This window comes from Achromobacter sp. ISS7 (assembly GCF_056523125.1).
In genome coordinates this window covers 2,903,959-2,926,611 of record NZ_JAWRZD010000001.1, presented here as the reverse complement: position 1 = coordinate 2,926,611, position 22,653 = coordinate 2,903,959, and the positions used below count along the sequence as shown (strand labels likewise).

At 69.4% G+C, this 22,653-nt stretch carries 19 protein-coding genes; 8 read left to right on the top strand and 11 right to left on the bottom strand.

Annotation, left to right across the window (positions count from 1 at the left end; translation table 11 throughout):
- Positions 1-31 precede the first annotated feature (31 nt).
- Entirely contained in the window at positions 32-1,027 is a 996-nt protein-coding gene (locus tag AC1HFW_RS13110; RefSeq protein WP_061074141.1) for a Bug family tripartite tricarboxylate transporter substrate binding protein, read from the top strand.
- Positions 1,028-1,095: 68 nt separating this feature from the next.
- Positions 1,096-1,863, top strand: a complete 768-nt coding sequence (gene garL / locus AC1HFW_RS13105; RefSeq protein ID WP_479283738.1) for a 2-dehydro-3-deoxyglucarate aldolase — start codon at positions 1,096-1,098, stop codon at positions 1,861-1,863.
- Positions 1,864-1,911: 48 nt separating this feature from the next.
- On the opposite strand, the gene lysA is transcribed toward garL, so the two are convergent.
- Positions 1,912-3,141, bottom strand: a complete 1,230-nt coding sequence (lysA, locus tag AC1HFW_RS13100) for a diaminopimelate decarboxylase (RefSeq protein WP_479283737.1) — start codon at positions 3,139-3,141, stop codon at positions 1,912-1,914.
- Between the two features lie 121 nt (positions 3,142-3,262).
- On the opposite strand from lysA, the gene AC1HFW_RS13095 reads away from it, so the two are divergent.
- On the top strand, positions 3,263-4,177 hold the full coding sequence (locus AC1HFW_RS13095) for a LysR family transcriptional regulator (RefSeq protein ID WP_479283736.1): 915 nt from the start codon (positions 3,263-3,265) through the stop codon (positions 4,175-4,177).
- Between the two features lie 150 nt (positions 4,178-4,327).
- Here the strand turns inward: AC1HFW_RS13095 and rpsT are convergent, their stop codons facing one another.
- The 7 genes from rpsT to AC1HFW_RS13060 form a co-directional block, all read right to left on the bottom strand.
- Positions 4,328-4,591, bottom strand: coding sequence for a 30S ribosomal protein S20 (gene rpsT, locus AC1HFW_RS13090; RefSeq protein ID WP_006396042.1), 264 nt, complete (start codon positions 4,589-4,591; stop codon positions 4,328-4,330).
- A gap of 288 nt (positions 4,592-4,879) precedes the next feature.
- A complete protein-coding gene (locus AC1HFW_RS13085) occupies positions 4,880-5,860 on the bottom strand; it encodes a FecR family protein (RefSeq protein WP_006396041.1) in 981 nt (326 codons plus the stop codon).
- Between the two features lie 196 nt (positions 5,861-6,056).
- The gene (murJ, locus tag AC1HFW_RS13080; protein WP_479283734.1) at positions 6,057-7,616 is read right to left on the bottom strand and encodes a murein biosynthesis integral membrane protein MurJ; all 1,560 of its coding nucleotides are present in this window, start codon (positions 7,614-7,616) and stop codon (positions 6,057-6,059) included.
- Between the two features lie 48 nt (positions 7,617-7,664).
- Positions 7,665-8,423, bottom strand: a complete 759-nt coding sequence (locus AC1HFW_RS13075; protein ID WP_006396039.1) for a 3-hydroxyacyl-CoA dehydrogenase — start codon at positions 8,421-8,423, stop codon at positions 7,665-7,667.
- A 133-nt stretch (positions 8,424-8,556) separates the two neighbouring features.
- Positions 8,557-9,213 (bottom strand): adenylate kinase, encoded by a 657-nt coding sequence (adk, locus tag AC1HFW_RS13070; RefSeq protein ID WP_006396038.1) that lies wholly within the window; start codon positions 9,211-9,213, stop codon positions 8,557-8,559.
- 92 nt (positions 9,214-9,305) lie between these two features.
- A complete protein-coding gene (gene kdsB / locus AC1HFW_RS13065) occupies positions 9,306-10,070 on the bottom strand; it encodes a 3-deoxy-manno-octulosonate cytidylyltransferase (RefSeq protein WP_006396037.1) in 765 nt (254 codons plus the stop codon).
- Positions 10,071-10,082: 12 nt separating this feature from the next.
- Positions 10,083-10,265: a Trm112 family protein gene (locus tag AC1HFW_RS13060; protein WP_006396036.1), complete on the bottom strand. Its 183-nt coding sequence runs from the start codon at positions 10,263-10,265 to the stop codon at positions 10,083-10,085.
- A 195-nt stretch (positions 10,266-10,460) separates the two neighbouring features.
- Here AC1HFW_RS13060 and AC1HFW_RS13055 point away from each other — a divergent pair, with 195 nt between their 5' ends.
- Positions 10,461-12,698, top strand: coding sequence for an IgaA/UmoB family intracellular growth attenuator (locus AC1HFW_RS13055; RefSeq protein ID WP_479283731.1), 2,238 nt, complete (start codon positions 10,461-10,463; stop codon positions 12,696-12,698).
- On the opposite strand, the gene lpxK is transcribed toward AC1HFW_RS13055, so the two are convergent.
- The 3 genes from lpxK to AC1HFW_RS13040 are packed head-to-tail and all read right to left on the bottom strand — an operon-like array spanning position 12,695 to position 14,774.
- Complete coding sequence (gene lpxK, locus AC1HFW_RS13050; RefSeq protein ID WP_479283729.1) at positions 12,695-13,744, bottom strand: tetraacyldisaccharide 4'-kinase; 1,050 nt, start codon at positions 13,742-13,744, stop codon at positions 12,695-12,697. The two genes, AC1HFW_RS13055 and lpxK, sit on opposite strands and share 4 nt — an antisense overlap.
- Positions 13,741-14,154, bottom strand: a complete 414-nt coding sequence (locus AC1HFW_RS13045; RefSeq protein WP_054430107.1) for an ExbD/TolR family protein — start codon at positions 14,152-14,154, stop codon at positions 13,741-13,743. Before AC1HFW_RS13045 ends, lpxK begins: the two co-directional genes overlap by 4 nt.
- Positions 14,151-14,774, bottom strand: coding sequence for a MotA/TolQ/ExbB proton channel family protein (locus tag AC1HFW_RS13040; protein ID WP_479283726.1), 624 nt, complete (start codon positions 14,772-14,774; stop codon positions 14,151-14,153). Before AC1HFW_RS13040 ends, AC1HFW_RS13045 begins: the two co-directional genes overlap by 4 nt.
- Before the next feature lie 352 nt (positions 14,775-15,126).
- Here AC1HFW_RS13040 and xseA point away from each other — a divergent pair, with 352 nt between their 5' ends.
- The 4 genes from xseA (at position 15,127) to AC1HFW_RS13020 (ending at position 22,621) form a co-directional block, all read left to right on the top strand.
- Positions 15,127-16,491 (top strand): exodeoxyribonuclease VII large subunit, encoded by a 1,365-nt coding sequence (gene xseA, locus AC1HFW_RS13035; RefSeq protein WP_479283723.1) that lies wholly within the window; start codon positions 15,127-15,129, stop codon positions 16,489-16,491.
- Between the two features lie 65 nt (positions 16,492-16,556).
- Positions 16,557-19,898, top strand: a complete 3,342-nt coding sequence (locus AC1HFW_RS13030) for an ankyrin repeat domain-containing protein (protein ID WP_479283722.1) — start codon at positions 16,557-16,559, stop codon at positions 19,896-19,898.
- A gap of 130 nt (positions 19,899-20,028) precedes the next feature.
- Positions 20,029-20,607, top strand: a complete 579-nt coding sequence (sodB, locus tag AC1HFW_RS13025; RefSeq protein ID WP_006383994.1) for a superoxide dismutase [Fe] — start codon at positions 20,029-20,031, stop codon at positions 20,605-20,607.
- A 289-nt stretch (positions 20,608-20,896) separates the two neighbouring features.
- The gene (locus tag AC1HFW_RS13020; protein WP_479283721.1) at positions 20,897-22,621 is read left to right on the top strand and encodes a methyl-accepting chemotaxis protein; all 1,725 of its coding nucleotides are present in this window, start codon (positions 20,897-20,899) and stop codon (positions 22,619-22,621) included.
- Positions 22,622-22,653 lie beyond the last annotated feature (32 nt).

Sequence of the window (22,653 nt, the reverse complement as noted above, 5' to 3'; positions counted from 1 at the left end):
AGCATTAGAAAAACACGACAAGGAGACAACCATGCAAGACAAGACATCGCCGGCGCGCCGCCGGCTGGGGCTGGCCGCCATCGCGTTGGGCGCGGCCGCCGCGCTGGCCCCGGGCCTGCTGCTGGCGCAGGACTGGCCGACGCGGCCGGTCAAGCTGATCGTGCCGTTCCCCGCGGGCGGCAGCACCGACGCGGTCGGCCGCCTGCTGGCCGCGGAGCTGTCCAAGGAGCTGGGCCAGAGCGTGGTGGTCGAGAACAAGGGCGGCGCCAACGGCAATATCGGTTCCGACGTGGTCGCCAAGGCCGAGCCCGACGGCTACACGCTGCTGCTGTCGGGCGTGGGCTCGAACGCCATCAGCTATTCGCTCTACCAGAGCATGCCGTACCGCGACAGCGACTTCGTCCATATCTCGCTGCTGGCCACCGGCCCTAACGTGCTGGTGGCCAACATGGAATTCCCGGCCACCAATTTCGCCGACTTCATCAAGCTGGTGCGCGCCAATCCCGGCAAGTACACCCACGCCAGCTCGGGCAACGGGTCGTCCGGCCATCTGGCCATGGAGATGCTCAAGCAGGCCGCCAAGCTCGACCTGGTGCACGTGCCCTACAAGGGCGGCGCCGCGGCCATCACCGACATGATCGGCGGGCGTGTGTCGGTGATGTTCCTGAACCAGGACTCGCTGCTGCCGCAGGTCAAGTCCGGCAAGCTGCGCGCGCTGGCGGTGGCCAGCGCCCAGCGCAACCCGGCCTATCCGGATACGCCCACGGTGGCCGAATCCGGCTACCCGGGCTTTGCCGCCGAATCGTGGTTCGGCCTGTCGGCGCCGGCCAAGACGCCGCCCGCGGTCATCCAGCGCCTGAACCAGGCCACCGTGAAAGCCCTGGCTTCACCGGATATCCGGCAGAAGCTGGAAAGCGTAGGCTTCGTGGTGGTGGGCGACGACCCCAAGGCGTTCTCGGCCTTCGTCCAATCCGAAATCACCAAATGGGGCGCGGCGGCCAAGGCCTCCGGCGCCCGCATGGACTAGCGTCCGGTATCAGCACACCCCGCGCGCCGGGCGGCGCCGGGGCTTCATTCGATGGGAAACACGCAGCGATGACTTCACCCTTGCCCAACCGCTTTCGCCAACGCATCCTGGCGCGCGAGCGCCTGATCGGTTTCTGGATGTGCATGTCCAGCCACGTCACTGCGGAAGTCGCGGGCCTGGCCGACTTCGACTGGCTGCTGCTGGACGGCGAGCATTCGCCCAACACCGTGCCGATGTTCCTGCAGCAGCTGCAGGCCCTGCAGGGCAGCGCCAGCGCCGCCATCGGCCGGCCGTCCTGGAACGATCCGGTCGAGATCAAGCGCATGCTCGACATTGGCTTCTACAACCTGCTGATTCCCTTCATCGAATCCGAGGACGATGCGCGCCGCGCGGTGGCCGCGACCCGCTATCCGCCGCAGGGCATCCGCGGCGTGGCCGGCATGCAGCGCAGCAACCGCTACGGCACCGTGCCCGACTACCTCAAGACCATCAACGACAACATCTGCGTGTTGTTGCAGATCGAGAGCCGCCCCGGCATCGAGGCGGTCGACGCGATCGCGTCGGTCGAGGGCGTGGACGGCGTCTTCATCGGCCCGTCGGACCTGGCCGCGGCCCTGGGCCACCTGGGCAATCCGGGCCATCCGGAAGTGCAGGAAGCCATTCGCCACCTGTACCAGCGCGTCAGCGCGCAGGGCAAGGCGGTGGGCATCCTGGCGCCGGTGCAGGCCGACGCGCGCCGCTACCTGGACATGGGCATGCACTTCGTCGCGGTCGGCACCGACCTGGGCGTGTTCAAGCAGGCCACCTTCGCCTTGCGCGAGGCCTTTCCCACCTGAGCCGGTTTGATCGCGCGGCCGTCGCATTCGCCACGGCCGCGATCCGCCTTATTGCTCCAGCGCCAGCAGGTCGGCGACGGTCTGGCGGCGGCGGATCAGGCGCGCCTCGTTGCGGTCCAGCAGCACCTCGGCCGCCAGCGGCCGGGTGTTGTAGTTCGAGGACATCGACGCGCCGTAGGCGCCGGCGTTGTGGAACACCAGGAAGTCGCCGATGCGCGGCTGCGGCAACGACTGGTCCGAGACCACGCCGCCGGCGTCCTGCGTGAACACGTCGCCCGATTCGCACAGCGGGCCGGCCACCGCGACGCGGGTCTCGGCCGTCGGCGGCGTGCCGCCGTCGGGCGCGTGCACCGAGATGCGGTGATAGCTGCCGTACATGGCCGGGCGCATCAGGTCGTTGAAGCCGGCGTCCACCAGCGCGAAGTCGCGCTCCGGGCGGCGGTTGATCGCGTGCACTTCGGCCACCAGCGCGCCGGCCTCGGCCACCAGGAAGCGGCCGGGTTCGATCTCCAGACGTACCTCATGGCCCAGGCGCTGCTCGATGCGCTTGCGGGCCGCGTCCCATTGCTCGAAGTAGTGGTCGCAATCGATCCGCGGCTCGCCCTCGCGATACGGAATCGACAGGCCGCCGCCGGCCGAGATGGCCTCGATGTCGTGGTCCAGCGAGGCGACCACGTCGACCATCGCGTCGCACACGCTCGACAGGTGGCCGTAGTCCACGCCCGAGCCGATGTGCATGTGGATGCCCACCAGCTTCAGGCCGTAGCGGCGCACGATGCCGATGGCGGCCGCGACGTCGTCGATCCAGATGCCGTGCTTGCTCTGCGGGCCGCCGGTGTTGGTCTTGTTGCTGTGGCCGTGGCCGAAGCCCGGGTTGATGCGCAGCCACACGCGGTGGCCCGGCGCGTGCTGGCCGACGCGTTCGAGCATGTCGAGCGAGCCGGCGTTGACGGTGATGCCGTGCTTGATCACGGTGGCCAGGGTGGCGTGGTCGATCAGGTCGGCCGTGAACACCACGCCGGCCGGCTCGCCCGCGGGCTCGAAGCCAGCGGCCAGGCTGCGTTCGATCTCGCCTAGCGACACCGCGTCCACCCTCACGCCCTCGGCGCGCATCAGGCGCAGGATGTGCAGGTTGGAGCAGGCTTTCTGCGCATAGCGGATGACGTCGAAGCGGCGCAGCTGGGCGATGCGCTCGCGGATGACGGCCGCATCGTAGACCCACAGCGGGGTGTCGTGCTCGGCGGCGAGTTGGGTGAGTTGGCGCGGATCGAAAGCCATTGCGGGGTGAACCTTGTAGCGGTGACGGTGAAGGGAATCAGGGCAGCATCATGCCTGCGCCAGGTCATCCAGTAAAATGCTTAGATTTTCCACATCGATTCATTCCTGATATGGGTTTGGCATGCTGACGCATCGACACATCGAAGTCTTCCGCGCCCTCATGATCGCGGGCAGCGTGACCAAGGCCGCCGACCTGCTGTTCACCTCGCAGCCCACCGTCAGCCGCGAGCTGGCGCGCATGGAGCAGGCCATCGGTTTCGCCCTGTTCGAGCGCGTGCGCGGCCGCCTGCGGCCCACCATGCCGGCGCTGGCGCTGTACGACGAGGTGCGCCAGTCATACGCCGGGCTGGAGCGGGTGGCGTCCACCGCGGCGCGCCTGCGCGCGTTCCAGGACGGGCAACTGGCGGTGATTGCGCTGCCGGCGTTTTCGCATTCGCTGCTGCCGGGCGCGTTCCGGCGCTTCAGCCAGGACTACCCGGGCGTGAGCCTGGCGCTGGAGGCGCAGGAATCGCCGTTCCTGGAGGAATGGCTCACGGCCCAGCGCTACGACCTGGGCCTGACCGAGCACGAGCTGGAGCCGGCCGGCACCCGGCTGGAGTTATTGCTGGAGGTGGACGAGGTCTGCGTGCTGCCCGACGGCCATCGCCTGCTGGCGCGGCCTGCGCTGGAACTGGCCGACTTCGCCGGCGAACCGTTCGTCAGCCTGTCGTCCAGCGACCCCTACCGGATCCAGATCGACGAGGCGTTCGCGGCCGAGAACGTGCTGCGGCGCGCGATCATCGAAACGCCGACGGCGGTCTCGGTATGCGCATTCGTGCGCCAGGGGCTGGGCCTGGCCATCGTCAACCCGCTGACGGCGCTGGATTTCATTGGCCGCGGCCTGCATATCCGGCCGTTGCGGCGGTCGTTCCCGTTCCGGGTCAACCTGGTGTTCCCGGAGCATCGGCCCAAGAACCCCCTGGTGGATGCCTTCACCGCGACCCTGCGCGACGAGGCGCGGCAGATCCGCGGCCGTCTCGCGGCCCGGCAGGACTGACGGGCGCTGCCGCCCTCGGGCCATGAGGCAAGGGGCGGCGGGCAATAGGCAATAGGTAATATGCAACAGGCAACAAAAAAGGATGCCCGTGGGCATCCTTCTTCATTTGCCGTATTCATGACGCCCTGCAAGGCAGGGCGGCATAATGGCTTAGGCCAGCGCCTTGATGGCGGCAGCCAGGCGGCTCTTGTGGCGAGCGGCCTTGTTCTTGTGGATGATGTTCTTGTCAGCCACGCGATCGATCACGCTCGACGCCTTCTGGAACACTTCGCCAGCCGCAGCCTTGTCGCCGGCGGCGATGGATTGGCGAACGCGCTTGATGGCGGTGCGCAGCATCGAGCGCAGGCTGGAATTGTGCTTGTTGCGCTCAACGGATTGGCGAGCGCGCTTGCGGGCTTGGGCGGTATTGGCCATGTTGCTATGTAAGTTGAATTCGGCAAAGTCGAACATTTTAGCAAGTCCCCGGGGGATTGCAAGCTTTAAATGCCGTGTCTGCCGATGGAGCGCCCGTCAACCGGGCGGGGGGCGCTGCGAGGAAAGCCTCGGACTGCAGGGCCCGGGTAGCTTGACCCGGGCTTCAGACCGCGCGGGCATCGAAGGAATCAACGCCTCGTGGCCCTGCTGCGCCTACTGGATAAAAACACCGTGCTGAGTATACAACGGAAGCGGCTTTTCGTTACAGCCCCGTGTCAGCGGCCGTGGTCAGGCCGCGACGTTGATCGACACGAACCAGGGCGTGTAGCGCCGTACGTGGATGGGCATCATGTCCTCGAGGGAGGCCAGCGCCGCGTCCGTGTCGTCGAGCGGGAAATGGCCGGACACGGGCAGGCCGCCGGCGGCCATGGAGACCCGCAGGGAACCGCTGCGGTAGGGGCGCAGGGCGGCGATGATCTCGGCCAGCGGGCGGCCGCGGGCGTCGACCCAGCCGGCCTCCCAGGCGGCTTCGGCCATGAGTTCGGCGCGCGGGGTGTCGATGCGCGAGGCATCGAAGCGCGCCCCGGTGCCGGCCCGCACGATGCCGTGGGCGCCGGCCATGGTTTCCACCACCACTTCGTGCTCGTGCACCACGACCACCGTGCGCTGGGCCTGCTGGCGCACCATGTAGCGGGTGCCCAGGGCGCGCACGGTGCCCTCGGCGGTCTGCACCAGGAAGGGCCGGCGGGCGTCGGGCGCCACCGATACGGTGACGGCGCCGTCCAGCAGCCGCACCTGGCGGTAGGCGGGGGTGAAGTCCAGGTTGACGCGGCTGCGCGCGTCCAGCAGCAACTGGCTGCCGTCGGAAAGCAGGTAGCGGCGGCGTTCGCCGGTGGCCGTGGCGGCATCGGCCGCGACGTTGCTCAAGGGGTAGAAGGCGTTGCCCACGTACGCGGCGCAGGCGCCCGCGCTGGCGAGCGCGAGCGAACCCGCCAGGAAGCGCCGGCGCGGCGGCACGACGACGGGCGGCGTGACGGCAGGCGCGGGCGCCACCAGCGGCGGGGGCGGCGAGGCGGTCGTGGCGTAACCGGCAGGATAGGCGTCGCCCAGCCGGCCGAAGCCTGATCCCGCCAGAGTGCCCGTCAACTGTTGCCAGGCATTCTCATGCAGAGGGTCGGCCGCGCGCCACGCCAGGAAATCGTTGTAGTCCTGCGCTGTCGCTTTACCGGAGCGTAGCAGCAGTAACCAATTGATGACTTGGTCCGCCATGGGTTGTCCTTGGGCGTACTTCACTTCAAGCTGCCGCCTGGGGGCCAGGCGGGAATCCTTTCGATGGCAATTTGTAAATAATAAAGGTTTTTTACCAAAGATTACCGTCCGCTTGTCAATTCTTGACGAATCAAATGCAAAAAAAAGCCGGCGGGTAGCCGGCTTTTTGCGGAGATTGGGGTGCGAACCCTGGAAATTAGCGGGCGGGCCGGCGTCCGAAGTCTCGGGGACGGAACCCAAACAGTAACAACATGCCGAAGTAGACCGCCGCGCTGGCCGCCAGGACGCCGGTCAGCCACAGCGCGCGATGGCCGGCATGGGCCTGCAGGCCGATCCAGTCAATACGACCATCGGCGTAGAGCAGCAGCGCGGCCAGGGCCGCCAGGGCCGGAACCAGGCGCAGGGTGAAGCGGCCCCAGCCCTCGCCGGGCCGGTAGACGCCGCGGCGGCGCAGGCCGATCAGCAACGCCAGCGCGTTCAGGCAGGCGCCCAGGCCGATCGCCAGCGCCAGGCCGGCGTGGGCCATCAGCGGCACCAGCGCGAGGTTCATCAGCTGGGTCAGGACCAGCACGCCGATGGCGATCTTCACCGGGGTGCGGATGTCCTGCTTGGCGTAGAAGCCGGGCGCCAGGATCTTCACCGCCAGCAGGCCGATCAGGCCGGCCGAATAGGACATCACCGCCAGCCGGGTCTGCAGCACGTCCTGGGACGAGAACGCGCCGTAGTGGAACAGCGTGGCCACCAGGCCGTCCGACAGCAGCGCCATGCCCACCGCCGCGGGCAGGCCCAGCAGCAGCACCAGCCGCAGGCCCCAGTCGAGCAGGGCGCTGTAGCCGTCGTGGTCGTCGCGGGCATGGGCCGCCGACAGGCTGGGCAGCAGCACGGTGCCCAGCGCCACGCCCAGCAGGGCCGTCGGGAATTCCATCAGGCGGTCGGCGAACGACAGCCAGGTGACGCTGCCGGGCGTGAGCCAGGTGGCGATGTTGGTGTTGATCAAGAGCGAGATCTGCGCCACCGACACGCCCAGCGTGGCCGGCGCCATCTGCTTGAGGATGCGCTGCACGGTGGGGTCGGCCCAGGCCTCGCGAAAGCGCAACGAGAAGCGCGGCGTCATGCCCAGCCGCGCCAGCGCGACCCATTGCACCGCCAGTTGCGCCACGCCGCCGGCCATCACGCCGATGGCCAGCGCGTAGACCGGCACGTCCATGCGCGGCGCCAGCCACAGGCAGGCGGCGATCATGGCCAGGTTCAGCAGCACCGGCGTGAACGCCGGCACGGCGAAGCGGCGCCAGGTGTTGAGCACGCCGGAGGCGAAGGCGATCAGCGACATGCAGAAGATGTAGGGGAACATCATCCGCGTCATCCAGACGGCGGCGCCGAATTCGGTATCGCGGGCCGCGCCGCGCAGGCCGCTGGCCATGGCCGACACCACCCACGGCGCGGCGATGATGCCGATCAGCGTGACCGCCATCAGGGCCATGGTCAGCAGCAGCGCCACCCGGTCCAGCAGCGTGCGGACCTCGGCCTCGGAGCGGTTGTTGCGGGCATGGCCCAGGATCGGCACGAAGGCCTGGGCGAAGGCGCCTTCGGCGAACAGCCGGCGCAGCAGATTGGGAATGCGGAAGGCGACCCAGAAGGCGTCGGTGATGGGGCCGGCGCCGAAGGCGCGCGCCACCAGGACGTCGCGGGCCAGGCCGGAAATACGGGACAGCAGGGTCAGGCTGCTGACGGTGGCCGCCGAACGGAACAGGCTCATTGAGGTGACTGCAAAGAAAAAGCCCCCCGGAAAGGGGGGCAGAATGGATTACTTCGGCGGCATCCGGATGGCGCCATCCAGGCGGATCGTTTCGCCGTTCAGCATGTCATTGGTGATGATGCTCTGCACCAGCTTGGCGTAGTCCTCCGGACGGCCCAGGCGGGCGGGGAAGGGGATGCTGGCGGCCAGCGAATCCTGCACTTCCTGCGGCATGCCGAAGATCATCGGGGTGCCGAAGATGCCGGGGGCGATGGTCATGCAGCGGATGCCGGTCTTGGCCAGGTCGCGGGCGATCGGCAGGGTCATGCCGGCCACGCCGGCCTTGGAGGCGGCGTAGGCCGCCTGGCCGATCTGGCCGTCGAACGCGGCGACCGAGGCCGTGTTGATCATCACGCCGCGCTCGCCGGTGGGCTCGGGCGTGTTGCCGCTCATGGCCTCGGCGGCCAGGCGCATCATGTTGAAGCTGCCGATCAGGTTGATCGACACGACCTTCTGGAACAGGTCCAGCGGGTGCGCGCCGTTCTTGCCGACGATCTTGGCGGCCGGCGCCACGCCGGCGCAGTTGACCAGGCCGAACAGGGTGCCGAGTTCCTTGGCGGCGGCGACGGCGCGCTGGCCGTCGGCCTCTTGCGTCACGTCGCAGTGCACGTAGCGCTGGCCCAGTTCCTTGGCCAGTTCCTCGCCAGGGCCGTCCTGCAGGTCGGCGATGACGACCTTGGCGCCGTTGGCCACCAGCATGCGCACGGTGCCGGCGCCCAGGCCGGATGCGCCACCGGTAACGATGAATACCTTGTTCGCGATTTCCATGTCTCTACCACCAGATCAATTCAAGGGATGAAAGCGGCGCGGCGGGCGCCGGATGCGACAAGGCCTTCGGGCCGGGGCCGGAACGCATCGCGTCCGGCCGGCGCCGAAGGCCTGGAGCCATCGAAGCGCCCGGTCAGCTCTTGACGGCTTCGAACAGGCGCGACTTGATTTCCTCGACCGCGCCGACGCCGGAGATCTTGCGATACTTCGGCGCGTCGGCGGGGCTTTGCTGCGCCCACGTCGAGTAATAGTCGACCAGCGGACGGGTCTGCTGGCGGTACACGTTCAGGCGGTTGCGGACGGTGTCCTCGCGATCGTCGTCGCGCTGGATCAGGTCTTCGCCGGTGATGTCGTCCTTGCCTTCGACCTTGGGCGGGTTGAAGCGCACGTGGTAGCTGCGGCCGCTGGGCTGGTGCACGCGGCGGCCGCTCATGCGTTCGATGATGTCTTCTTCGGGGACTTCGATTTCCACCACGTAGTCCAGCTTGACGCCGGCGCTCTTGAGCGCGTCGGCCTGCGGGATGGTGCGCGGGAAGCCGTCGAACAGGTAGCCGTTGGCGCAGTCGGGCTGCTTCAGGCGGTCCTGGACCAGGCCGATGATGATCTCATCCGAGACCAGGCCGCCGGCATCCATGACCTTCTTGGCTTCGATGCCCAGGGGCGTGCCGGCCTTGACCGCGGCGCGCAGCATGTCGCCCGTGGAAATCTGGGGAATGCCGAAATGCTGGGTGAGAAACGCGGCCTGAGTGCCTTTGCCGGCGCCGGGAGGTCCGAGCAAGATGAGACGCATGAGTGCTCCTGAATGGGGTTTATTTTTTGTGATCCGAGCGATTATGCCGCAATGCAACAGCCTCTGCGGGGCCGCGCCATGCGAAATAACCCTTATATACGATTGCTATAAATCAAACGAACGCGTTCCAGGTCGGCCGGGGTATCTACGCCGGCGGCCGGAGGGTGCGACGCCCGATGGACGACGATGACGTGGCCGTGCTCCATCGCGCGCAGCTGTTCCAGCGACTCGAACCGTTCCAGCGCGCCTTGCGGCAGGGTCGGGTAGCGGCGCAGGAACGACACGCGGTAGGCATACAGGCCGATGTGGTGCCAGGCGGGCAGGCCGTCGGCCAGCACGCGCTCGCCGCCGGCCAGCGCGTCGCGCGCCCACGGGATCGGCGCGCGCGAGAAATACAGCGCGCGGCCGTCGACGGCGCAGACCAGCTTGACCACATTGGGGTTGAACAGCGCCTGGGCGTCCGCCAGCGGACAGGCGCAGGTGGCGATGTCCGCCTCCGGGCTGTCGGCCAGGCGGGCGGCCACGGCGTCGATGAGTTCGGGTTCGATCAGCGGTTCGTCGCCCTGCACGTTGACGACGATGGCGTCGTCGGGCAGGCCCAGCTGTTCCACGGCCTCGGCCAGGCGGTCGGTGCCGGTGGGATGATCGCCGCGGGTCATCAGGGCGCGCAGGCCGTGGGCCCGGGCGGCGTCCTGGACGCGCGCGTCATCCGTGGCGATGTAGACCTGCGAGGCGCCCGATTGCGCCGCGCGCTCGGCCGTGCGCACCACCATCGGCTTGCCGGCGATGTCGGCGAGCGGCTTGTCGGGCAGGCGGGTCGAGGCGGTCCGCGCCGGGATCAGGGCGATGAAGCTCACGATGCGGGCGGATCAGGAGGAAACGGGGGCGTCGTCCAGCGAGCGCGCTTCCGATTCAAGCATGACGGGAATGCCGTCGCGCAGCGGGAACGCCAGGCGGTCGGCGCGGCAGACCAGTTCGGCCTGGGTCCGGTCGTGTTCGAGGCGGCCCTTGCACAGGGGGCAGACGAGGATGTCGAGAAGGCGGGATTCCATGACCGGGATTCTAAAACAGTTTGGGCGTGCGCAGCCTGTGATCGGCCGCCCGGCCCGCGGGTCGGGGCGGGGAACGGCGCGGCCGACGACGGGGTTCTGTTAATTATTGTCATGTTTTGACGCTCGCGCTAGAAATTCCGGGACGGATGGTGGCTATCATCCGCCGCGACGTGAGGAAAGAGGAAAAACAGAACAATGGATTCCAACACCATTCGCATCGGGTTGATGCTCATCATCCTGGTCTGGTCGGTCATCAGCGCCATCACCTACATGGCGCGCCGCAGCGACAACAAGGGCGCGCTGCGCGAACTCAAGCAGGAAGGCCAGCCGCTGCGGCGGCTGAGCGCGGAGGAACAGGCGTTGCTGCAGCCGTTCCTGGTGCGGCCCGCCAAGCCCACCCAAAGCGTCGCGCTCCTGAATGACGGCGTGTTCCCGTTGCGCGGCGGCTTCGTGCGCCACGGCCTGGAATCGGGCCACGGCGCGGCCACCATGCACGACACGCTGGGCGGCGTCGACGTGGTGCTGCCCTACGATGCGCGCGACTATCTGCGCGAGGACAACCAGGCCGAAGTGGTGATGACGGAGAAATTCGCCATCGTGGTGGCGCTGAACGGCGCATTCGACCTGGCCGGCGGCCGCGAGCGCGAGACGCGCCGGCAGAAGCAGAACCAGCAATGGTCCAGCGGCAAGCTCGGCGCGATGCAGAACGTGGTCGATGCCGACGCGGTCGCCGCCGATGGCGCCGGCCAGGCGCCAGACGCCCAGACCGAGCACGAGTTCGCGCAGGCCATGCGGGTCGAGATCCTCAGCCAGCGCGAGGAAACGCCCGCCGAGATCGCTTGGCGCCAGCCGGCCGGCATCGCCTTCTGGCCCGCCATGTCGTGGCTGGCGGCGTTCATCTGCCTGGGCGTGGCCGCGGCGGGCGGCGGCCTGGCGTGGCTGGCATCGGCCGCCGCGCCCGCGCTGCTGGCCGTCTGGCTGACCTGGCGCCGCCGGCCGCTGGGCGCGGCGCAGAAGGTGAACCGGGTGCGCGGCGAACTGAACGCGATCGTGCTGACCAATCCGGCCAATGCGCAGGCGGTGTCGACCCAGCTGTTCCTGGGCGACAAGGTGCCGGTGACGCTGCCCGACCACTGGCGCGCCAACCTGGAACTGCCGGACGACGGCCGCGTCGACGTGGACCTGCGGGTGGAAGACTACGCCGTGCTGCGCCTGGACAACCGCTTTTCCGTCGACGAGGAACAGCGCCTGTTCCCGCGGGTGGCCTGGGGCCGCCACGTGACGCTGGCGCTGGCCGGCCTGATCGCCGGCGCGGCAATCGGCCTGATCGGCGGCGACGATCTGCGCGGCGACATCGCGCTGGCGTCGGCCTGGGCGCGCGGCGCGCAGCCGCGGGTCTACGACTCGGCCACGGCCCTGGCCCAGGATCCGCCCGCGCCCGGCGAGGTGGTGGCCTTGAAGGGCGCGGGCCGCTGCCAGTTCCAGCCGCACGCGTACCGCCAGGACGACGTGCGCTTCGACTGCGAGCGGATGCGCTGGCAGGGCGATGCGATCCAGGCCGACGACCTGCGGCTGGCGCCGGCCGCGCTGCAACTGTATTCGGGCGGTTTCCTGAAGACCCGGCCCAATCCGATGATGGACATGCTGGTCCGCAACCAGGTCTACGGCAGCCTGGCCGGCAATCCGCTGGCCGCCTACAACGCCCGCAACGTGTCGGCGGTGACGGTGAACCGCGTGACCGATCTGGTGCTGACCATCGAGCTGGCCTGCGAGACCGCCACCGGCCCGGCCATCGCCGAATGCGACCGCCTCAAGGCCGAGACCGTCGACAGCCTGATGCTGGCGCGCGACGAGCCGGACACCTGGCTGGCGCTGTTGCGGCTGGCGCAGGGCGGCGCCTTCAAGCAAAAGGGCAATGCCGACGAGGGCGTCATCATCACGCGCGCCGCCAACCTGCTGCGCGGCCTGGCCAGGAGCAGCATGGAGCCGCAGGTGCAGGAGGCCATGGCGCGCGCGGGCAATGCGCTGATGGCGCGCCAGCGCGGCGGCGTGGTGCTGCAGGTCTGGCCCGGCCGCTACGCCGATCTGCCGCAATTGCCGCCGCGCGACGAGAGCCAGGACCTGCTGCAGGCGTGGATTCAACAGACCGCGATGCTGGCGGCCGATGGCGCCCGGCCGTTCCAGGTCGGCGGCGTGGTCACGGCGGTCGAGCGCGAAGCGTCGGGCGAGGTCGTCGTCGACATCGATGCGCGGCGCTCGCTGGACGATCCGTGGCCGTCGCTGGCGCGCGTGATCTGGCTGGCGTTGGCGTTGTTGCTGCTGCTGGTGCATGTGCCGCTGGCGGCGCTGCGGCTGCGCGCGGCGGCGGCCCGCAAGCGCGGCCTGGCGGAATACGCCACCCGTCCGGTCGCGGCGCGCGCGGCGTTCTTCTAAGGCTGGCGCGGGGCGCGCTGGCGCAGCGTCTGCGCCAGCCAATCGAACAGTTGCGGGTCGGAGAAGCCGGCCCGCACCGGTACTTCCCACAGGCGCGCGTCGTGCAACGCGGCGCACTTGATGGCGTCCTTGGACGTGACCAGGATGGTCCGCGCGGCCAGCGCCTGGAATGGCGATCTGGCGTAGTCGTGGTGGTCGGGCAGGGGCAGGGTGGCCGCCAGCGCGATGCCCTGGGTCCGCAGCGTGGTGAAGAAACGTTCCGGGTTGCCGATGCCGGCGGCCGCGGCCACGTCCGGCTGGCCGGCGAAGGCCGCCAGCGGCCGGCGCGCGCCGCCCTCGATCTGGCGGGCTTCATCGGGCTCCAGCCACATGGCGACCTGGCGCGGCCCGGCGCCGGCTGGCGGCGTCGCGCGGCCGTCCGGCACGCCGATATTGGTGATCACCGCGTCCACCTCATGCAGCCGGCTGGCCGGCTCGCGCAAGGGGCCGGCGGGCAGCAGCCGGCCGTTGCCGACGCCGCGCGGATCCTGCACCACGATTTCCACATCCCGCGCCAGCGCCAGGTGTTGCAGGCCGTCGTCGGAAACGATCACGTCCACCTGTGGATGCGCGCGCAGCAGTGCCTGGGCGGCCAGCGCGCGGCGCGGGTGCACCGACACGGGGGCGCCGGTGGCGCGCGCGATCAGCGCCGGCTCGTCGCCGAATTGCGCCGCGTCCAGCTCGCCCTGGCCGACGCGCGGCTGCGGTCCCAGCTTCACGCCGTAGCCGCGGCTGACCACGCCGGGCGTGTAGCCGCGGGCGCGCAGCGCGTCGACGGTGGCGATGACCATCGGCGTCTTGCCGGTGCCGCCCACGAAGATATTGCCGATCACCACCACCGGCACCGGCGCCCGGTAGGCTGTCGCGCGGCCGTCGCGGTAGCGCGCGCGCTTGCGCGCCACCACGCGGGCGGTCAGCGCGGACAGCGGGCGCAGCAGGGTGGAGAGCCAGCCGCCGTGCTGCCATTGGCGCGCAAGCAGCGAGGCCTTGGGGCGGGACGCGCTCACCGGGTGGTCTGGGCGGCGAAGTTGACGCGGCCGATGCCGGCCAGGCGGGCCGCTTCCATCACGTTGATCACGGACTGGTGGGTGGCCTGGGCATCGGCGTTGATGACCACCAGCGGTTCGGTCTTGCCGGCGGCGGCCTGGCGCAGCACGTCGGCGATCTCGGGCGGCGTGGATACGTCGATCAGGGTGCCGTTGAGCGCATAGCGCCCATCCTGGCTGATCGCCACTTCCAGCGCCGGCGGGGTTTCCTGCTCGGCGGAGGCCTGCGGCAGCGTGACCTTCAGTTGCGTGAAGCGGGCGAACGAGGTGGTCGCCGCCAGGAAGATGAGGATGACCAGCAGGACGTCGATGAGCGGGATCAGGTTGATGTCCAGCTCGTCGCGGTCGCCCCGGGAGCCCCGGAAATTCATGGGCGATCCTCGCGCGCGGCGGGGGCGTGCGAGACCGCGCGCGCCAGCCGCGCGGCGGACAGTTCCATGGCGTTCAGGTAGCCGTCGACCCGGCTGCGCAGATAGCGGTGCGCGATCATGGCGGGGATGGCGATGAGGATGCCGAAGCCGGTGTTGTACAGCGCGATCGAGATGCCGCGCGCCAGCTGCGCGGGGTCGCCGCCGCCGGGGGTGTACGAACCGAAGATCTCGATCATGCCGACCACGGTGCCGAACAGCCCCATCAGCGGCGCGACCACGGCGATGGTGCCGATGGCCGGGATGTAGCGGCTCAGGTCATGGGCCACGGCGCGGCCGGTGTCCTCGACCACGCTGCGCAGTTCCTCGCGCGGCAGGTGGCGGTGGCGCATGACTTCGGCCAGCACCCGGCCCAGCGGCGAATTGCGTTCCAGGCGGCTCAGGGATTCGGGCGAATCCTGGCGGTTGCGCAGCATCTCGGCCACTTGTTCGTTCAGGCCGCGCGGCATGACCTGGCTGCGGCGCAGCGACAGGAAGCGCTCGAAGATCAGCGCAAGACCCAGCACGGACGTCGCCAGCAGGGGCCAGATCGGCCAGCCGGCCTCGCGCAAGATGGAAAGCAAAGCGGTCAACTCCAGGTGCACCGGGGGGCGGGAAGGGCCACGCGCCGGCATCTGCTCAAGCCGAAACTGTAACGGCGCGGCGGGGATGTGGCAAGGGCGGCCGGCCGACAAAACTATCCACAGAATTTGTGGATAATTCTGTGCAAAACTTCGCCGGAACGCTTGCGGGCACAGGGCTTGCGCTTGTTTGCTCCAAATTCGAGCAACCGCGTATGGTCAGAAATTCCATAAAAATCATGTTCTTAGGTCGAATTTGCTAGCTTTCGGGCCTGCCGCGGCAAAAATGCCCGGACGCGGTATCATGGCGGCCCGCTACGTATGCCCTGTGGACAGGTACGCATCGGAAAGCCTTATGACAATTGAACTTGCAGTCACAAACAACGTATTTGCGCGGGATATCCTGACAGTTGCCCAGCTGAACCAAGCAGTGGGGCAGTTGTTGGAGCGCAGCATCCCGGCACTGTGGGTTCGCGGCGAGATTTCCAACTTCACGCAGGCGGCTTCCGGGCATTGGTACTTCACGCTCAAGGACAGCCGCGCCGCCGTGCGCGCCGTCATGTTCCGGGGCCGCGCCAGCGCGGTCGGCTTCGTGCCGCGCGCGGGCGACCAGGTCGAAATCAGGGTCAGGGTGTCGCTGTACGAACCGCGCGGCGACTACCAACTGCAGGTCGACGCCATGCGCCGCGCCGGCCTGGGCAATCTGTACGAAGCCTTCCTGCGCCTGAAAGAGCAATTGAACGCGGAAGGCCTGTTCGATCCGGCGCGCAAGCGCGAACCGGTGCCGTTGCCGCGCGCCATCGGCGTGATCACTTCGCTGCATGCCGCCGCGCTGCGCGACGTGCTGTCGGCGCTGGCGCGACGCGCGCCGCAGGTGCCGGTCATCATCTATCCGGCGCCGGTGCAGGGCGCCGACGCGGCCGGCCGGCTGGCCGCGCAGGTCCGCCTGGCCAACGCCCGCGGTGAAGTCGATACGCTGCTGCTGGTGCGCGGCGGCGGCAGCATCGAGGACCTCTGGAGCTTCAACGACGAAGCCCTGGCCCGCGAGATCGACGCCAGCGCCATTACCACCATCAGCGGCGTCGGCCACGAAACCGACTTCACCATCGCCGACTTCGTCGCCGACGTGCGCGCGCCGACGCCGACCGCGGCCGCCGAGTTGGCCTGCGTGCCGCGCTCGGAACTGCTGGGCCGCGTCATGTACGCGGCCGAGACGCTGGTGCGCGGCCAGCAGCGCCGCCTGGAACGCGCGGCGCAGCGGCTCGACCGCGCCGCCGCGCAACTGGTGTCGCCGGCCCAGCGGCTGGAGCATCAGCGCGAGCGCCTGAACAGCCTGAGCTACCGGCTGGCCTCGGCCTGGGCCGGTCCGCAGGCCCGCCGCGGCGCCCGCGTCAACCTGCTGGCGCAGCGCCTGGCGCACCGCGTCCCGGACACCCGCCGCGGCGCCGAACGCCTGGCCGCCGTGACGCGCCAGCTGGGCCAGGCGCACGCGCGCCTGCTGGCGCGGCGCCGCGACCAGCTGGCCGCGGCCGGCGCGCAACTGCGCGCGCTCGATCCCGGCAATACGCTGGCGCGCGGGTATGCTATCGCCCGGGACGCCGACGGCCGCATCGTGCGCGATGCCGCCGGCCTGGCGGCGGGGCAGGGCCTGGACCTGAGCTTCGCCCAGGGCGGCGCCCGCGTCGAAGTCACGCAGGTGCGCGAGACGCGCGATCTCTGAAGCGCCGCGAACAGGCGGCGGTGGGACAAACACGGCCCCCGGGGCCTGCCGGCAGGGATGGAACGATGCTGTTGAATGAACCACGCAAGCCTGTGCGCCGCGTGCGCCAGGCCGCTTTGCTGGCGGCGCTGATGGCCGCCGTGACGCTGGCGGCGACGCCGCCGCCGGCGCGGGCCGAGGGCGGCGCCACCAAGGCGCGCAACAAGTCCGAGGCCGATGCGCGTGGCCGCACGCCGGCCCCCGCGTCCGCGCCCGCGGAGCCCGCGGCCCCGGCCGAATTCCAGATCGACCCGCCGCCGCCTCCGGCCGCGCCGCCGTCCGTGGCGCCACCGCCCCCGGCCGCGCCTTCTGCCCAGTCCAAGCCGCCGTCCGATTGCGACTGCGCATCGCCCTACCGCGAATACCGGGCGGCCGAGACCGCCGAGACTCGCGCCTTGTTCAGCGCCGTCGCCGCCGGCGACGAGGCGGCTTTCACCGCCGCGCTGGCCAAGGTGACGCGGCCGGGCGACTACGCGCTCGAAGGCGTGCCGCTGCTGCACGCGCTGTTGAGACCGGCAGGCGAGCGCGGCAAGCATGTGTACTGGGACATGCCCGAGGACGAGGCGGCGCGCCTGCGCCAGGCCTATCAGGCCGCGTTGCCGGCGCGCACCCGCATGCTTGCGGCATTGCTGGCGACTAAGCCGGCGCTCGACGACATCACCTACGAGTCGCGCCGTCCGCCGCTGCAACTGGCCTTGTTGTACGGCACGCCCGAGATCCTCGACATGCTGCTGGCGGCCGGCGCGCGGCCCGACCAGCGTGGCGACGAGAACAAGACCCCGCTCGAATTCCTGCTCAATCGCGATTTCGAATTCGCGGTGCGCATGACCTACCTGCCGCGGCTGGTCGACCGCGCGCAGACCACGCGCATGGTGCTGGCGCTGCTCAAGGCCGGCGCGGCGCGCCCCTTTGCCTACATCGACGAGCACGCCGACGACGCCACGCGCCAGGCCTTCAAGGATGCGCAGGGCGAGCCGCGCCGGGCCGCGGACTACCTGGCGTGGGGACCGCTGGTGGAGCTGACCGAAGGCGCCGAGGTGGTGCGGGCGCTGGCCGCCACCGGCACCCGGCCCGCCTATGGCGACGGCGTCAGTCCGCTGGCGCTGGCGGCCTACAGCGGCAATGCCGGCGCGGTCACGGCGCTGGCCGAACTGGGGCCGCGCACGACGCCGGAGACGGGCTATGGCGCCAGCGGCGACCGTGACCTGTGGCTGGACGCGGCGCAGGCGGCGGTGGCGGCGGGACGCGGCGACATCGCCGTGCCGCTGTTGCGCGCCGGCATGCCGTTCAACCAGCGCGGGCCGCAGACCGGCGACGCGGCGGTCTTCCTGAGGATGGAGGCCGACGAGCGCCCCATCATGAACCTGGCGGCCCGCAAGGGCGACGTCGCCGTGCTGCAGAGACTGCTGGCGCTAGGCGCGGCGGTCGACGGCGACGGCGCGGAACAGAACGGCGACACGCCCCTGGCGGACGCGGTCGGCGCCCGCCAGGCGGATGCCGTGCGAGTGCTGCTGGCGGCGGGCGCCAACCCCGCGCTGGTGCGCGAAGGCTACGACCGCAAGTCCGCGCTGCAACGCGCGATCGAGGCCGACGACGCGTCGCTGCTGCACGACCTGCTGGCCGCCACGCCGCCCGCCACCTTGCAGGCCTTGCTGGCCGACCCCGCGCGTTCGCCCCTGGCGCAGGCCTTGCGCCAGCCGGGCAAACAGGGCGCGGCCATGTTGCGGAACCTGGTCGACGCCGGCCTGGACCTGAAGACGCTCGACGCCGGCGCCATCCGCCAGGCGCTGGAGAACCGCGACACCGAGATGGCCGCGTACCTGATCGCCGCCGGCGTGCCCGTCAATCCGCCGGCGACGGCCGCGGCCTCGGACGATCCCTACGACAACAAGGGCGTGCCGCCGCTGCTGGTGGCGGTGACTTCGGGCCAGGCGGCCATGGTCGATGCGCTGCTGGCCAAGGGCGCCGACCCGCTCGGCCTCGCGCCGGATGGCCGCAGCGCCCTGTATTGGGCCATCGGCGGCGATGACGGCGCCATGCTCGATCGCCTGCTAGGCGCGGGCGCGCGGCTCGACGACCCGCGCCTGCCACGCGCGCCCGCCAGCCATGCCTTGCTGAACGCGGCGCTGGCCTCCGGCGACATGGCGCTGGTCAAGCGGGTGGAGCAGGGCGGCAAGCAACCGCTGGCCAACGCCTGCCTGCCGTCCGGCGGTGAATACGCGCTGCTCGACCGGCCAGGATATTTCGCGCAATTGCAGGCGGCGGGCTATACCGGCGCGCGGACCGAATGCGCGCGCAAGGACTGGACCTTGCCGCAGCGCCTGCTGTCGGCCTTGCTGCGTGATCGGCAGTTGGCGATCGCGCGCCGCGACACGGTGATCGACGTGCTCACGCGCTTGAAGGCCATGGGGAGCGACCTGGACGCGCGCCAGGACGAGAGCGGCGATACGCCGCTGGTGGCCGCCATCCAGCTGGGCCGCGCCGATCTGGCCGATGCCTTGCTGGCGGCGGGCGCCAGCCCCGACGCGGCCGATGCGCAAGGCCGCAGCCCGGCGTGGGCGGCACTGGCCAGCGGGCAGCCGGACATGCTGGCGCTGCTGGCGCGGCACCATGCGCGTTTCGACGCGGCGGCGGCGCCGTCGGGCCAGTCGTTCAGCCAGACGTTGGCATGCCAGGCCGCGCCCGCGTTCGCTGCCGCGCTGCAGGCCGCTGGCGCGTCGCTCAAGCAAACCTGCCCGGCCGCGTCCGGCGCCGCCAAGACGCTTGGCAAAGCGGCGGTGCGCGTCGCTGGCCATTACTACCTGCGCGGCATGCGCGAAGTCGGCAGCGAGCTGCTGCTGTCGCCCGATGGCCGTTTCGATTACCTGATGAGCTATGGCGCGGTGGACATCCAGGCCAGCGGCACCTGGCGCCTCGACGGCAAGCAGGTGCGCCTGGACACGCCGCCGATCCAGCCGTTCTCGGCGATCGTGAAGGTCGGCGCCGACACGCGGCCCGCCGAAGGCAACGACCTCACGGTCCGCGTGTACTACCAGGGCCGGCCGGTCAAGGTCGATGTGGCGATGTCGTCGGCCAGCGCCGATTACGCCGGCACGCCGAAGCAGTCCGAAGGCGCCGATGGCGTCAGCGCGCCGATCGCGCCGGGTGAACTCAGGGCGCTGGCCGTGTTCGTGCCGCTGCCTTCCGGCGCGCGCTGGCACAGCGTGGACGTGAGCAAGTCCGATATTGCATCGCGCGCGCTGCGCATCGATCTGGAGCTGCCGGAATCCGCCAGTCGCACACCGTTGCATATGACATTGGCGTTGCGCGACGACGGCGCGCTGGTGGCCGCGCAAGGCGGGCGCGAACTGCGCTATGAGAAAGAGTAGCGTTTACGCGCGCAGGGCATAAACACATGCCCGTTAACCCCGCGCCGCCGCGGGGTTAACGCGGTATCCTCGCAGAGTTGCCGATACAATTGAACGGCTTGATCGTGCACTCAACAGAAGGAACCGACACATGGCACATACTCTTCCCCCCCTGCCTTACGAACTGGACGCGCTGGCTCCGCACATCTCGAAAGAGACGCTGGAGTTCCACTACGGCAAGCATCACCAGACCTACGTCACGAACCTGAACAACCTGATCCCGGGCACCGAGTTCGAGAACCTGTCGCTGGAAGACATCGTCAAGAAGTCCTCGGGCGGCATCTTCAACAACGCCGCGCAGATCTGGAACCACACCTTCTACTGGAACAGCCTGGCTCCCAAGGCCGGTGGCGCGCCGACCGGCAAGCTGGCCGACGCCATCAACGCCAAGTGGGGCAGCTTCGACGCCTTCAAGGAAGCCTTCAACAAGTCGGCCGCCGGCAACTTCGGTTCGGGCTGGACCTGGCTGGTCAAGAAGGCCGACGGTTCCGTCGACATCGTCAACACCAGCAACGCCGCCACCCCGCTGACCACGGCCGACAAGCCGCTGCTGACCTGTGATGTCTGGGAACACGCGTACTACATCGACTACCGCAATGCCCGTCCCAAGTACCTGGAAAACTTCTGGGCCCTGGTGAACTGGGACTTCGCGGCCAAGAATTTCGCCTGATTCCGCTGCGCGCCCGGCGCGCACCGCAAGGTCGAGGCCCCTCGCATCGCGAGGGGCCTTTTTGTTTTCCGGTGCGCGGAAAAGTGCTTGGCAATCGTGTATTACATGGTCAAATTTTGTATATTGTCGAATCCATTTTGTAGAAAATGAGAATGAATCTCCCTTTCTTCCTGGGTATCCCCGGGAAGAGCCCCCGCTATTGTTGACGCTGGTCTGAGGCTGAGCCATGGAGCCGATGACCGCGGCATGTTCGCCATAAGACCGTGGCATCTTGACGGGATGGGAAAGCATGTTGCGGTTCTTTTCGGGTTTGCATATCGGCGCGCGCATCGGCGTGCGCCTGTCGGGCGCCTTCCTGCTGGTGGCGTTGCTGGGCGGGGTGATCGGCGCGTTCGGTGTATGGGGATTGGCCCGCATCGACAGCATGAACGACCAGATCGTCGAGATCGAATTCCGCGGGCTCTCGGACATCAAGGAAGCCAGCATCAGCCTGATCGCGGCGGGCAGGGCGCGCAAGAGTTTCCTGGCGGCATCGACCCAGGAAGAGCGCCAGGCGCTGCGCCAGCAGTTCGACCAGTCGCTCGCCAAGCTTGAGCGCATGCGCGCCAGCGCCAGCCGCAGCTTCATCCGCGAGAGCGGCAAGCGCCTGATGCTGGCGTTCACCGAGGCCGAGGAAATCTGGAAGCGCGAGTCCATCGAGTTTTTCCAGGATGCGCAGAAGTATCCGCTGGCCCAGATCGATCCCGAGATCGTGGCCCTGACGCGGCGCGCGGCCGAGGCATCGGACAAGGCCGAGAAGCTCATGTCCGAACTCGCCGTGGGCAAGGAGGCCGCGGTCGAGAGTGCCGTGGTCGAGGTGTCCGAGCTGTACCGCAACATGCGCCTGATCATGATCGCGCTGTCGGTGGCCGGCGTGGTGCTCGGCCTGCTGCTGGGCTGGCTGGTGACGCGCGGCATCGTGCGGCCGCTGGGGGCTGCGGTGGCGGCGGCGCGGCGCGTGGCCAATGGCGATCTCAGCGCCGACATCCACGTGACAACGCGCGACGAAACCGGTGATCTGATGGCCGCGCTCAAGGCCATGAACCAGAGCCTGTCGCGCATCGTCAGCGACGTGCGCGATGGTTGCGAGAACATCGCCACCGCCTCGGCGCAGATCGCCCAGGGCAACGCCGACCTGTCGCAGCGCACCGAGGAGCAGGCTGCGTCCCTGGAGCAGACCGCCGCCTCGATGGAGCAGCTCACCAGCACCGTGCAGCAAAACGCCAGCAATGCCGGCGAGGCCGAAAAGCTCGTCACCCAGGCCTCGGCGGTGGCGGCGCGTGGCGGGGAAGTGGTCGAAGGCGTGGTGCAGACCATGAGCCAGATCTCCGAGAGCTCGCGCAAGATCGCCGATATCACCAGCGTGATCGACGGTATCGCGTTCCAGACCAACATCCTGGCCTTGAATGCCGCCGTCGAGGCCGCGCGTGCCGGTGAACAGGGGCGGGGCTTCGCGGTGGTCGCCGGCGAAGTCCGCACCCTGGCGCAGCGTTCCGCCGTTGCCGCCAAGGAAATCAAGGCGTTGATCGATGAATCCGTTCATCGTGTCGAAGGCGGCACGCGCCAGGCCGACGAGGCGGGGCGCACCATGCACGAAGTCGTCGACAGCGTGCGTCAGGCCGCCGTCCTGGTGCATGAAATCGCCAGCGCGTCGGCCGAGCAGTCCACCGGTATCGGCCAGGTCAACCAGGCCGTGGCGCAGATGGACACCGTGACCCAGCAAAACGCCGCGCTGGTCGAACAGGCGGCGGCCGCGGCCGGCAGCATGCAGGACCAGGCCGGCCGCCTGGCGCAGCAGGTGCGCCGGTTCAAGGTCAATGCCGGCGCGGTGGCGGTGGCTGCCGAACCGCAGGCCCGCCTGATCCAGGCTGGCCGCGCGACGCCCCATCCGCCGGCCGCCTTGCAGCGCCAGGAACCCGCGGTGACGCCCCCGGCCCTCAAGCACAGCGGCGACGACGACTGGTCGTCGTTCTGAAAGGCGCGGCGCCGATGTGAGCGGGCACATTG